The organism is Streptomyces sp. 378, assembly GCF_030124145.1.
In the GTDB taxonomy this organism is placed as follows: Bacteria; Actinomycetota; Actinomycetes; order Streptomycetales; family Streptomycetaceae; genus Streptomyces.
On the sequence record NZ_JASKMS010000015.1, the window covers coordinates 25,879 to 39,222 of the forward strand.

Below are 13,344 nucleotides of genomic sequence, written 5' to 3' on the forward strand. Positions count from 1 at the left end.
CGGCCGGGAGACGCCCCACGGTTCGTGTGGTGCCCTCAGTCCTCCGACGACTCGTCGTCGTCCGTACCCGGCTTCGGCGGCTTTGGCGGGCGGGTGCGGCCGCCCGGGTTGTCCCGCAGGTACGACGTGCTGTCGCTGCCGTCCGCCGTGGCGTGACCGCCGGTGGCGGGTGGTCCGCCGCCGTCGCGGCGCCGCAGGTAGCGCTCGAACTCCCGGGCGATCGCCTCGCCCGACGCCTCCGGCAGCTCGGCGGTGTCCCGGGCCTCCTCCAGCGACTGGACGTACTCGGCGACCTCGCTGTCCTCGGCGGCCAGCTGGTCCACGCCGACCTGCCAGGCGCGCGCGTCCTCGGGCAGCTCGCCCAGCGGGATGCGCACGTCGATCAGGTCCTCCAGGCGGTTCAGCAGCGCCAGCGTGGCCTTCGGGTTCGGCGGCTGCGACACATAGTGCGGCACCGCCGCCCAGAGCGAGACGGCCGGGACACCCGCGTGCGTGCAGGCTTCCTGGAGGACACCGACGATGCCCGTGGGGCCCTCGTACTTGGTCTCCTCCAGATCCATGCGGCGGGCCAGGTCCGGGTCGGACGTCGTCCCGCTGATCGGAACCGGGCGGGTGTGCGGGGTGTCGCCCAGCAGGGCGCCCAGGACGACCACCAGCTCCACCCCCAGTTCGTGCGCGAAGCCGAGCAGTTCGTTGCAGAACGAACGCCACCGCATGGACGGTTCGATGCCCCGGACGAGGACGAGGTCGCGCGGCTTGTCACCGCCGACCCGGACCACCGACAGCCTCGTCGTGGGCCAGGTGATCTTGCGGACGCCCGCTTCCATGAACACCGTGGGGCGGTTCACCTGGAAGTCGTAGTAGTCCTCGGCGTCCAGCGCCGCGAACACCTCGCCCTTCCATTCCCTGTCCAGATGCGCGACCGCGGTGGAGGCGGCGTCGCCGGCGTCGTTCCAGCCCTCGAACGCGGCCACCATGACCGGGTCGACCAGCTCGGGAACCCCCTCGAGCTCGATCACCCAGCGCCTCCTTCCGACGTGCCCTCGCTTGACCACCCAACCTTACGGCGTGCCGCGGGGGCGCCCGCAGCCCCCTTGCAGGGGGAGTGCCCCATCACTGCCCCGCGATCCGCCCCCGAACACCCCGCACGCTTCCGGGCGATGCGCGGGCGCCGGTCACAGCGTGGAGCGCAGCCACTGCTCCACGCTCGCGATGTGCACGGTCGCCCACGAGCGCGCCGCCTCGGCGTCCCGGTCGCGCAGTGCGGCGAGGATCGCCCGGTGCTCGCGCAGGGTGCGGGCGACGGCGTCCTCCTGGGTGAGGCCGCGCCAGATCCGGGCCCGGGTGGTGGGGCCCGACAGCCCGTCGAGGAGCGAACAGAGCACGGAGTTGCCCGAGCCGTGCACGATGCCCCGGTGGAACTCCAGGTCGCAGGCGACGAGATCCTCCACGGACGGGGCCTCGCCGAGCTTGTCCAGCTGGGCCGTCAGCGCGTCCAGTTGCTGCTCGCTGATCCGCACGGCCGCCATGGCGGTCGCGGCCGGTTCCAGGATGCGGCGTACGGCCAGGAACTCCAGGACCGTGTCGTCGCGGTGGAAGTCGACGACGAAACTCAGCGCCTCCAGCAGGAGTTGCGGGTCGAGACTGGTGACATAGGTGCCGTCGCCCTGCCGGACATCCAGGATCCGCATCAGCGACAGGGCGCGCACGGCCTCCCGCAGGGAGTTGCGGGACAACCCGAGGTCGGCGGCGAGTTCGCTCTCCTTGGGCAGCCGGTCGCCCGGGCGCAGCGCGCCGGAGACGATCATTCCCTTGATCTTCTCGATCGCCTCGTCGGTCACTGGCATGGTCGACCTCCCTGTCGCTGCAGACCTCCGACGTATCAGGCCATTATGGGGGTCGGGAAAGCGGAAGGGGCGGCTCCGTCGGCGCTTGGGTTCTAGGAGTCGTTGCAACACCCCAGTTCAAGGGGTGCGATGGACTTCGAGATCCGTAAGGACCGGACGAAGCCTCAGGGCAGAAAGAAGCTCACCCGGGAGCGGGAGGCATACTCCCGGCTCATGCGGCAGGGTGTGAGCAACCGGGAAGCATGCCGGATCGTCGGGATCGACGTGCGGACCGGCCAGAAGTGGCGCAACGGGCGTCACGCATACGGAAACCGGAAGGCGCTGCCACCGATCAACGTGGTGGCAGCGCCTTCCGGGCCGTCTCGGTACCTGGGTGAGGCGGACCGCATCCACATCGCCGACCGGCTGCGGGAGAAGGCGACCGTGCGGGCGATCGCCGCGGAGCTGGGCCGCAGCCCGTCCACGGTCAGCCGGGAGATCCGCCGCAACCGCCACCCGGTCAGCGGCCAGTACCGTCCGCACACGGCCCAGGCCCGCGCCGATGCCCGCCGGCCCCGTCCGAAGCCCGGGAAGATCGGCGAGAACCCGCAGCTGCGGGACTTCATCCAGGACCACCTGGACATACGGTGGAGCCCGGAGCAGATCTGCCAGGCTCTGCGGGCACAGTTCCCCCAGCGGCCGGAGATGCACGTGGTCCACGAAACGGTCTACCAGGCCCTCTACGTCCAGGGCCGGGGTGAGCTGCGCCGAGAACTCACCCGCGCTCTGCGCACCGGGCGTGCCCGGCGCAGGCCCCGCCGCCAGGCCCAGCAACGCCAGCCGCGATACGCCACTCCCATGGTCATGATCAGCGAACGGCCGGCGGAGGCGGCGGACCGGGCCGTGCCCGGCCACTGGGAGGGCGACCTGATCATCGGCAAGGACGGGAAGTCGGCCATCGGCACCCTGGTCGAACGCGCCACCCGCTACGTCATGCTCCTGCATCTGCCCGCGGACCACGGCGCCGAGAGCGTCCGCAACGCACTGGTCACCACGGTCCAGACGCCGCCCTCCCACCTCAGGCGGTCCCTGACATGGGACCAGGGATCAGAGATGGCCGCCCATGGCTCCTTCACCCTCACCACCGACGTCCCGGTCTACTTCTGCGATCCGGCCAGCCCATGGCAGCGCGGCTCCAACGAAAACACCAACGGCCTGCTCCGCCAGTACTTCCCCCAGGGCACTGACCTCGCCGTCCATACCCGCGAGCACCTCGACGCCGTCGCCGCAGAGCTGAACGGCCGCCCACGCAAAACGCTCGGCTGGGAAACCCCAGCCGAGCGCCTGCATAAACTGCTCACGGCCTGATCAACACGACCACGTGTTGCGACGACCCCTGGAAACCGCCGCGTGGAGCCGCCCCTTCCGGCACCGGGTGCCCCCGGGCCGTTCCTACTTCTTGTCGAGCAGGTCCTGCACCTTGGCGCGGACGTCGTCCGTGGCGAGACCCCGGATCGTCAGCGTCGTGCGGCGGCGCAGCACGTCGTCCTGCGTCTCGGCCCACTCGTGGTCCCGGGCCCAGACGACCTGCGCCCAGATCTCCGGGGCGTCGGGGTGGACGCGCTCGGCGAGCTCGGGGCTCTCGTTGGCCAGGCGGGCGATGTCGAAGGCCAGCGAACCGTAGTGCGTGGCCAGGTGCCTGGCCGTGTCGGCCGCCATGCGCGGGCCCGGCGCCGGCCCGTCCGTGAGCAGCCGGTGGGCGACCGCGCGCGGGTTGGCGATGCCGGGCAGCGGCAGCTTCTTCGGCAGCGCGCTGATCGGCTCGAAGTCGTCGCCCAGCGGGTGACCCGGCAGCGCCTCCAGCTTCTTCATGATCGTCCGGCCGATGTGGCGGAAGGTGGTCCACTTGCCGCCCGCGACGGACAGCATGCCGCCCCGGCCCTCGGTCACCACCGTCTCGCGCTTGGCCTTGGCGGTGCTGCCGGGGCCGCCCGGCAGCACGCGCAGACCCGCGAAGGCGTAGGTGATGAGGTCGCGGTTCAGCTGCTGGTCGCGCACCGAGAAGGCGGCCTCGTCGAGGATCTGCGATATGTCCTGCTCGGTGACCGACACGTCCGCCGGGTCGCCGTCGAACACCTCGTCGGTGGTGCCGAGCAGCAGCATGTCCTCCCAGGGGAGGGCGAAGGTGATGCGGTACTTGTCGATCGGGGTGGCGAGCGCGGCCTTCCAGGGGGAGGTGCGCTTCAGGACCAGGTGCGCGCCTTTGGACAGGCGGATGGAGGGAGCCGCGTTCGGGTTCTCCATCCGGCGCAGGTGATCGACCCACGGACCGGTCGCGTTCAGCACGAGCCGGGCGTTGACGCCGAACTCGTCGCCGGACAGGCGGTCCCTGAGCTCGGCACCGGTGACGCGGCCCTGGGTGAAGCGCAGGCCCGTCACCTCGGCGTGGTTGAGGACGACCGCGCCCGCCTCCACGGCCCCGCGCACCGTCATCAGCGCCATGCGGGCGTCGTTCATCTGGTCGTCGCCGTAGACGGCCACGGCCTTGAGGTTCTCGGTGCGCAACTCAGGCACGTCCTGCGCGGCCTTGGCCGGCGAGAGCAGGTGGCCGACGCCGTCACCGAACGCGGAGAGCGCGGAGTAGGCGAAGACGCCCGCGCCGAGCTTCGCCGCGCCGTGCGGCCCGCCCTTGTACACGGGCAGGTAGAACGTGAGCGGGTTCGCCAGGTGGGGAGCCACCTGGCGGGAGACCGCACGGCGCTCGAAGTGGTTCTCCGCCACCAGCTTCACCGCGCCGGTCTGCAGGTAGCGCAGACCGCCGTGGAGGAGCTTGGAGGAGGCGGAGGACGTGGCACCGGCGAAGTCGCCGGCGTCCACCAGAGCCACCCTGAGGCCGGACTGCGCGGCGTGCCAGGCGGTGGAGATGCCCAGGATGCCGCCGCCGATCACGAGAAGGTCGTACGACGCCTTGGAAAGCTGCTCCCTGGTCTCGGCTCGGCTCGGGTTCGAGCCGGAGGCCGGGTGCGTCCCCAGGGCAGGCACGGACTGCAGGGTGGACTTGGTGGTCATGCTGTTTCTTACTCCTCGTCCTCGAGCCAGCCCATGGTCCGCTCGACGGCCTTGAGCCAGCTCTTGTACTCACGGGCGCGGGTCTCCGCGTCCATGCGGGGGGTCCACTCGGCGGCCCGCCGCCAGTTGGCGCGCAGGTCGTCGGTGCTGTTCCAGAAGCCGACGGCGAGACCGGCGGCGTAGGCGGCGCCGAGGCAGGTGGTCTCGGCGACCATCGGGCGCACCACGGGGGCGTCCACGAAGTCGGCGAGGGTCTGCATCAGCAGGTTGTTGGAGGTCATGCCGCCGTCGACCTTCAGGGCGGCCAGCTCCACGCCGGAGTCCTTCGTCATGGCGTCGGCGATCTCCCGCGTCTGCCAGGCGGTCGCCTCCAGGACGGCACGCGCGAGGTGTGCCTTGGTGACGTACCGGGTCAGACCGGCGATCACACCGCGGGCGTCGGAGCGCCAGTACGGGGCGAACAGGCCGGAGAAGGCCGGCACGAAGTAGGCGCCGCCGTTGTCCTCGACCGACAGGGCGAGGGTCTCGATCTCGGCGGCGGTGGAGATCAGGCCCATCTGGTCGCGCATCCACTGCACCAGCGAACCGGTGACGGCGATCGAGCCCTCCAGGGCGTAGACCGTGTCCTGGTCGCCGATCTTGTAGCCGACGGTGGTCAGCAGGCCGCTGTAGGAGTTGATGATCTTGTCACCGGTGTTCATCACCATGAAGGTGCCGGTGCCGTAGGTCGACTTGGTCTCGCCCTCGGCGAAACAGGTCTGGCCGAACAGGGCCGCCTGCTGGTCGCCGAGCGCGGAGGCGACGGGGATGCCGCCGAGCAGGTCGCCCAGCTTGCCGCCGGTGATCTCGCCGTAGACCTCTGCGGAGGAGCGGATCTCGGGCAGGATCTGCTTCGGGACGCCGATGGACTCGCAGATCTTGTCGTCCCACTGCATGGTGTGCAGGTTCATGAGCATGGTGCGCGAGGCGTTGGTGACGTCCGTGACGTGCTTGCCGCCGTCGGTGCCGCCGGTCAGGTTCCAGATGACCCAGCTGTCCATGGTGCCGAAGAGGATGTCGCCGGCCTCGGCGCGCTCCTTGAGCCCGTCGACGTTGTCGAGCAGCCAGCGGGCCTTCGGGCCGGCGAAGTAGGAGGCCAGCGGCAGGCCCGTCTCGCGGCGGAAGCGGTCCTGGCCGACATTGCGCCCGAGCTCACGGCACAGGGCGTCGGTGCGGGTGTCCTGCCAGACGATGGCGTTGTGGACGGGCTCACCGGTGTTCTTGTCCCACAGCACGGTCGTCTCGCGCTGGTTGGTGATGCCGATGGCCTTGATGTCGTCGCGGGTGATGCCGGCCTTCTCGATGGCCCCGGCGACGACCTCCTGGACGTTGGTCCAGATCTCGGTGGCGTTGTGCTCGACCCAGCCCGGCTTCGGGAAGATCTGCTCGTGCTCCTTCTGGTCGACCGAGACGATCCGGCCGTCCCGGTCGAAGACGATGCAGCGGCTGGAGGTCGTGCCCTGGTCGATGGCGGCGATGAAGGGGCCGGCGGTGTGCGCGTCGGTCACTGTGTCTCCTGGAAAGTTCCGTGTTTATGGGGCTTTACGTACGGCGCGTGCCGAGAGTTTCGCGAAGCGGGGATGAATGCCGCTCCTAGGCGAACGCGACGTTGTAGATGCCTGCGGCGATGGCCCCGCCGATCAGCGGGCCGACCACCGGAACCCAGGCGTAGCCCCAGTCGGAGCCGCCCTTGTTGGGCAGCGGCAGCAGGGCGTGCACGATGCGCGGACCGAGGTCACGGGCCGGGTTGATGGCGTAACCCGTCGGGCCGCCGAGGGACAGGCCGATGGAGACCACCACGAGCGCGACGATCAGGGCGCCCAGGGTGCCCAGGCCGTTGCCGTTGTCGTTCAGGCCCTGGGTGAGCACGGCGAGGACCAGCACGATGGTGCCGATGATCTCCGTGGCGACGTTCTGCCAGGCGACCCGGACCTCGGGGCCGGTGGAGAAGACGCCCAGCACGGGGCCGGCGCCCTTTTCCTGGGCTTCGACGGCCTTGACCGCGGTGTCCTGCGCGCCCGGACCGCCGACGACCTCGCGGTCGGTGAGGTGCGCGTGGAACTGTCCGTAGTAGGCGATCCAGACCAGGGCGGCACCGATCATGGCGCCGAGGATCTGTCCGGCCAGGTAGACCGGGACGTTCTTCCAGTCGCCGTCCTTGATCGCGATGCCCACGGTCACGGCCGGGTTCAGATGGGCGCCGGACAGCGGCGCCGCGGTGTAGACGGCCGTGAGCACCGCGAAGCCCCACCCGAAGGTGATGGCGAGCCAGCCGGCGTTGCGGGCCTTGGAAGCCTTGAGCGTCACGGCGGCGCAGACGCCGCCGCCGAGCAGGATGAGTATGGCGGTACCGATGGTCTCGCCGATGAAGATGTCGGAGCTGGACACCCGCGACTCCTTTGTCCTTCGTCCAGGGGTGAAGTGCGATACCGGCCTGGCCTTGTCACACTCTAGCGCGTATTGCCGGTAGCTGTTCGACAATGTCGACCGATGGACGGGAGTCTTGCTTCGGCGTTACGAGCACGTCAAGAGCTGTGTTGTCGAAAACACGATCGTTACTGATCGCCCCGGACTCAAGGATCTTTGCCGCAGGTGAGCGCGGACATGCCGAGGACCGGAACGCCGTACGACGCCCCGGTCCACTCGTGTGCCGTCAGAACCGCCCGGCGCCCAGATCGCGCGAGACCGCGCGGGCGCAGTCCCGTACCGCCGCGATCAGCTCGGGCCGCAGCGCGCCCTCCTCCTCGGACCGGCACAGCCGCTCCACGGCGCCGGTGATGCCGACCGCGCCGACCGGCATGCGCCGCCGGTCGTGGATGGGGGCGGCGAGGGAGGCCACACCCTCCCAGGTCTCCTCCACGTCGGCCGCGTAACCCCGCGCGCGCGTGACGTCGAGGAGGTGCTCGAAGTCCTCCGGCTCGCACACGGTCCGGTCGGTGAAGGCCTTGCGGTCGGCCTCCAGGGCCTCGCTGTGCGCCACCGGGTCGTAGGCCGACAGCACCTTGCCCAGGGCCGTGGAGTGCAGCGGCTGCATGGCCCCGATCTCCAGGACCTGCCGGCTGTCGTCGGGCCGGAACACGTGGTGCACGATCAGCACGCCCTGCTGGTGCAGGACGCCCAGGTAGACGCTCTCGCCACTGGAACGGGCCAGGTCGTCGGTCCACACCAGGGCGCGCGCCCGCAGCTCGTGCACATCGAGGTAGGTGGTGCCCAGGCGCAGCAGCTCCGCGCCCAGCTGATAGCGCCCGGACGCGTCGTCCTGCTCCACGAAGCCCTCCTGCTGGAGGGTGCGCAGGATGCCGTGGGCGGTGCCTTTGGCCAGGCCCAGCGACGAGGCGATGTCCGACAGGCCGAGCCGCCGCTCGCCGCCCGCGAGCAGCCGCAGCATCGCGGCCGCCCGTTCGAGCGACTGGATGTTCCGTGCCATCGCCGTACTGCCTCCGTCCCCTTCGACCGCCGACAAGCGGCACCACAGCCCTCGTTCGGCAATGTCGAACACTACCGGTCGATGCCGACCTCTCGCTAATGGCACGTCGCCATTTGTTGCACGCCATGACCGGCCGGCGCGCCGGACGTCTCCCGCGCCCCGTCCTGCCCGGGCGACGCGCACCGGTCACGGTCGGGGAATCCGAGGCGCTGCCGCTGCCGGCCGTACGGCCGCGTCCGGCTCGTGGACGCGCTGTCCATCCAAGCCCACTCCCGGTTACGCTGGCGCGGTGCGCCCTTCCCCGGAAGCCCTCAGGCTGTCCGGGAAGCCGCAAAGCCGACAGCCGTCGCATTTGAGGGAGCCCTTTACATGGCCTCGTTGCCGCCGACCCCTTCCGCAGACAGCCGGACCCGTGTGTCCGCGCTCCGAAAAGCCCTGGCCACCCGCGTGGTCGTGGCCGACGGAGCCATGGGCACCATGCTCCAGGCGCAGGACCCCACGCTCGAGGACTTCGAGAATCTCGAGGGCTGCAACGAGATCCTCAACCTGACGCGGCCGGACATCGTCCGTTCGGTCCATGACGCCTACTTCGCGGTCGGCGTGGACTGCGTCGAGACCAACACCTTCGGCGCCAACCACACCGCCGCCGCCGAGTACGAGATCGCCGACCGGGTGCACGAGCTGTCCGAGGCGGGTGCCCGGATCGCCCGCGAGGTGGCCGACGAGTACGCCGCCCGGGACGGCCGCCCGCGCTGGGTGCTCGGCTCCGTCGGTCCCGGCACCAAGCTGCCCACGCTCGGCCACGTCGGCTACGCCACGATCCGTGACGGCTACCAGGCCAACGCCGAGGGCCTGCTCGCCGGCGGCGCGGACGCGCTGCTCGTGGAGACCACCCAGGACCTGCTCCAGACCAAGGCGTCCGTCCTGGGCGCCCGCCGGGCCATGGAGGCCGTCGGCGTCGAGGTGCCCCTGCTGTGCTCCATGGCCTTCGAGACCACCGGCACCATGCTGCTCGGCTCCGAGATCGGCGCGGCACTGACCGCGCTGGAGCCCCTCGGCATCGACATGATCGGCCTGAACTGCTCCACCGGCCCGGCCGAGATGAGCGAGCACCTGCGCTACCTGACGCGTCACTCGCGCATCCCGCTGCTCTGCATGCCGAACGCCGGCCTGCCCATCCTCACCAAGGACGGCGCCCACTTCCCGCTCGACCCCGAGGGCCTGGCCGACGCCCAGCAGAACTTCGTCCGGGACTACGGCCTCTCCCTCGTCGGCGGCTGCTGCGGCACGACCCCCGAGCACCTGCGCCGGCTGGTCGAGCGCGTCCGGGACGTCGCCCCGAGCGAGCGCAGCCCGCAGCCCGAGCCGGGCGCGGCCTCCCTGTACCAGACCGTGCCGTTCCGGCAGGACACCTCCTACCTGGCGATCGGTGAGCGCACCAACGCCAACGGCTCCAAGAAGTTCCGCGAGGCCATGCTGGAGGGCCGCTGGGACGACTGCGTGGAGATGGCCCGCGACCAGATCCGCGAGGGCGCGCACATGCTCGACCTGTGCGTGGATTACGTCGGACGCGACGGCGTCGCCGACATGGAGGAGCTGGCCGGCCGCTTCGCCACCGCCTCCACGCTGCCGATCGTGCTGGACTCCACCGAGGTCGACGTCATCCGGGCCGGCCTGGAGAAGCTCGGCGGCCGGGCCGTGATCAACTCCGTGAACTACGAGGACGGCGACGGCCCCGAGTCCCGCTTCGCCCAGGTCACGGCCCTCGCCAAGGAGCACGGCGCCGCCCTCATCGCGCTCACCATCGACGAGGAGGGCCAGGCCCGCACCGCCGAGAAGAAGGTCGAGATCGCCGAGCGGCTCATCGACGACCTGACCGGCAACTGGGGCATCCACGAGGAGGACATCCTCGTCGACTGCCTGACCTTCACCATCTGCACCGGCCAGGAGGAGTCCCGCAAGGACGGCATCGCCACCATCGAGGGCATCCGCGAGCTCAAGCGGCGCCACCCGAAGGTGCAGACCACGCTCGGCCTGTCCAACATCTCCTTCGGCCTCAACCCGGCCGCCCGCATCCTGCTGAACTCCGTCTTCCTCGACGAGTGCGTCAAGGCCGGCCTGGACTCGGCGATCGTGCACGCCTCCAAGATCCTGCCGATCGCCCGATTCAGCGAGGAGGAGGTCAAGACGGCCCTTGACCTCATCCACGACCGCCGCGCCGAGGGCTACGACCCGCTGCAAAAGCTCATGCAGCTGTTCGAGGGCGCCACCGCCAAGTCCCTCAAGGCCGGCAAGGCCGAGGAGCTGGCCGCCCTGCCGCTGGACGAGCGCCTGAAGCGGCGCATCATCGACGGCGAGAAGAACGGCCTCGAAGCGGACCTCGACCAGGCCCTCCAAGAGCGGACCGCGCTCGACATCGTCAACGAGACCCTCCTGGAGGGCATGAAGGTCGTCGGCGAGCTGTTCGGCTCCGGCCAGATGCAGCTGCCGTTCGTCCTCCAGTCCGCCGAGGTCATGAAGACGGCCGTCGCCCACCTCGAACCGCACATGGAGAAGACCGACGAGGACGGCAAGGGCACCATCGTGCTCGCCACCGTGCGCGGAGACGTGCACGACATCGGCAAGAACCTCGTCGACATCATCCTGACCAACAACGGCTACAACGTCGTCAACCTCGGCATCAAGCAGCCGGTCTCCGCGATCCTGGACGCCGCCGAGGAGCACCGGGCCGACGTCATCGGCATGTCCGGTCTGCTGGTCAAGTCCACAGTGATCATGAAGGAGAACCTGGAGGAGCTGAACCAGCGCGGTCTGGCGGCGAACTTCCCGGTCATCCTCGGCGGCGCCGCCCTCACCCGGGCCTACGTCGAACAGGACCTGCACGAGATCTACGAGGGCGAGGTCCGCTACGCCCGCGACGCCTTCGAAGGCCTGCGCCTGATGGACGCCCTCATCGGCGTCAAGCGGGGCGTGCCCGGCGCGAAGCTGCCCGAGCTCAAGCAGCGCCGGGTCAGGGCGGCGGCCCCGGCCGCCGTGGAGGAGCGCCCCGAGGAGGGGCACGTCCGCTCCGACGTGGCCACCGACAACCCCGTCCCCGAGCCGCCCTTCCGCGGCACCCGCGTGATCAAGGGCATCCAGCTCAAGGAGTACGCGAGCTGGCTCGACGAGGACGCCCTGTTCAAGGGCCAGTGGGGCCTCAAGCAGGCCCGCACCGGTGAGGGCCCCTCCTACGAGGAACTCGTCGAGAGCGAGGGCCGGCCCCGGCTGCGCGGCCTGCTGGACCGGCTCCAGACGGAGAACCTGCTGGAGGCGGCCGTGGTCTACGGCTACTTCCCGTGCGTCTCCAAGGACGACGACCTGATCATCCTGGACGAGCAGGGCAACGAGCGCACCCGCTTCACCTTCCCTCGCCAGCGCCGGGGCCGCCGCCTGTGTCTGGCCGACTTCTTCCGCCCGGAGGAGACCGGTGAGGTCGACGTCGTGGGCCTCCAGGTCGTCACCGTCGGCTCGCGCATCGGCGAGGAGACCGCACGGCTCTTCGAGGCCAACGCCTACCGCGACTACCTCGAACTGCACGGACTGTCCGTGCAGTTGGCCGAGGCGCTCGCCGAGTACTGGCACGCCCGCGTGCGCTCCGAACTCGGCTTCGCGAGCGAGGACCCGGACGGCATGCAGGGCATGTTCGAGCTCAAGTACCGCGGCGCCCGCTTCTCCCTCGGCTACGGCGCCTGCCCCAACCTGGAGGACCGGGCCAAGATCGCCGACCTGCTCGAACCGGAGCGCATCGGCGTCCAGCTGTCCGAGGAGTTCCAGCTGCACCCGGAGCAGTCCACGGACGCCATCGTGATCCACCACCCGGAGGCGAAGTACTTCAACGCCCGCTGAGCCCCTTCCGGGCGCCCGGGCCAAAAGAAGCGTTTCGTCCGCGCACGACGTAGACTGGTCGGTCCACCGCAGGCCGGTTCCCTCCAGGGAACCGGCCTGAACGTCCCTCAAGGAGGTACGTGGATGACCAGTACGGTCCCCGCGCTCGGCACCCTGACGGCCGAAGGTTCAGCACTGCAAGCCGTGCTGCTCGACATGGACGGCACCCTGGTGGACACCGAGGGCTTCTGGTGGGACGTCGAGGTCGAGGTCTTCGCCTCCCTCGGTCACACGCTCGACGAGTCCTGGCGCCATGTCGTGGTCGGCGGCCCCATGACCCGCAGCGCGGGCTTCCTCATCGAGGCCACCGGCGCCGACATCACCCTCGACGAACTCACGGTGCTCCTGAACGACGGCTTCGAGGCGCGCATCGGCCGCGCCCTGCCGCTGATGCCGGGCGCCGGACGGCTGCTGGCCGAGCTGTACGAGTACGAGATCCCCACCGCCCTGGTCTCCGCCTCGCACCGGCGCATCATCGACCGGGTGCTGACCACGCTGGGCGCCCACCACTTCAGCCTCACGGTGGCCGGCGACGAGGTGCCGCGCACCAAGCCCCACCCCGACCCCTACCTGGCCGCCGCATCCGGGCTCGGCGCCGACCCGGCCCGGTGCGCCGTCATCGAGGACACCGCCACCGGAGTCGCCTCCGCCGAGGCCGCGGGCTGCCAGGTCGTGGCCGTGCCCTCCGTGGCCCCCATCGCCCCCTCCCTGCGCCGCACGGTCGTCACCTCCCTCGAAGAGGTGAACCTGACATTTCTGCACGGGCTGATGACGGAAATGCGCTAGGCGTTCACCCAGCGTGCAGCGGCGTTAGAACGGCAATTCCGAAGGCGAATTCGAACTCCCCCGGAGCCGCGAATTCCCGTACCCTCGAACCTGTTTACGCGTGTGACGTTCCCCACGCGGTCCGGGCTCGACAGCGGTTCCGCCATGTGCTGCGCACCCCCTCCGGGGGGCTGCGGGCGCGCCCTTGTGTCCCGATTGATGAAACGCTGCACCAATGCTTCCACTGTCGGGTTTTCGGTGTGTCCGCACCCGGTTCCGCAGCGTGATGGGTGC

The 13,344-nt window shown here is 70.2% G+C and carries 9 protein-coding genes; 3 read left to right on the top strand and 6 right to left on the bottom strand.

What is annotated here, in order from left to right:
- Positions 1-35: 35 nt before the first annotated feature.
- Together QNO09_RS20805 and QNO09_RS20810 are read right to left on the bottom strand one after the other, a co-directional pair.
- A complete protein-coding gene (locus QNO09_RS20805) occupies positions 36-1,019 on the bottom strand; it encodes a PAC2 family protein (protein WP_283971725.1) in 984 nt (327 codons plus the stop codon).
- Positions 1,020-1,175: 156 nt separating this feature from the next.
- Complete coding sequence (locus tag QNO09_RS20810) at positions 1,176-1,847, bottom strand: FadR/GntR family transcriptional regulator (RefSeq protein WP_283971726.1); 672 nt, start codon at positions 1,845-1,847, stop codon at positions 1,176-1,178.
- Between the two features lie 129 nt (positions 1,848-1,976).
- On the opposite strand from QNO09_RS20810, the gene QNO09_RS20815 reads away from it, so the two are divergent.
- Positions 1,977-3,194 carry an IS30 family transposase gene (locus QNO09_RS20815; protein WP_502962331.1) on the top strand — a complete coding sequence of 406 codons (1,218 nt, stop codon included), beginning with the start codon at positions 1,977-1,979 and terminating at the stop codon, positions 3,192-3,194.
- An 84-nt stretch (positions 3,195-3,278) separates the two neighbouring features.
- On the opposite strand, the gene QNO09_RS20820 is transcribed toward QNO09_RS20815, so the two are convergent.
- From QNO09_RS20820 to QNO09_RS20835, 4 genes are all read right to left on the bottom strand, one after another.
- Positions 3,279-4,895, bottom strand: a complete 1,617-nt coding sequence (locus tag QNO09_RS20820) for a glycerol-3-phosphate dehydrogenase/oxidase (RefSeq protein WP_283971727.1) — start codon at positions 4,893-4,895, stop codon at positions 3,279-3,281.
- 8 nt (positions 4,896-4,903) lie between these two features.
- A complete protein-coding gene (glpK, locus tag QNO09_RS20825; protein ID WP_283971728.1) occupies positions 4,904-6,442 on the bottom strand; it encodes a glycerol kinase GlpK in 1,539 nt (512 codons plus the stop codon).
- An 85-nt stretch (positions 6,443-6,527) separates the two neighbouring features.
- A complete protein-coding gene (locus QNO09_RS20830) occupies positions 6,528-7,322 on the bottom strand; it encodes an MIP/aquaporin family protein (RefSeq protein WP_283971729.1) in 795 nt (264 codons plus the stop codon).
- A 265-nt stretch (positions 7,323-7,587) separates the two neighbouring features.
- Positions 7,588-8,361, bottom strand: a complete 774-nt coding sequence (locus QNO09_RS20835; RefSeq protein WP_283971730.1) for an IclR family transcriptional regulator — start codon at positions 8,359-8,361, stop codon at positions 7,588-7,590.
- Positions 8,362-8,730: 369 nt separating this feature from the next.
- Here QNO09_RS20835 and metH point away from each other — a divergent pair, with 369 nt between their 5' ends.
- Together metH and QNO09_RS20845 are read left to right on the top strand one after the other, a co-directional pair.
- Entirely contained in the window at positions 8,731-12,246 is a 3,516-nt protein-coding gene (gene metH, locus QNO09_RS20840) for a methionine synthase (protein WP_283971731.1), read from the top strand.
- Positions 12,247-12,369: 123 nt separating this feature from the next.
- Positions 12,370-13,071: an HAD family hydrolase gene (locus QNO09_RS20845; protein ID WP_283971732.1), complete on the top strand. Its 702-nt coding sequence runs from the start codon at positions 12,370-12,372 to the stop codon at positions 13,069-13,071.
- Positions 13,072-13,344: the final 273 nt, after the last annotated feature.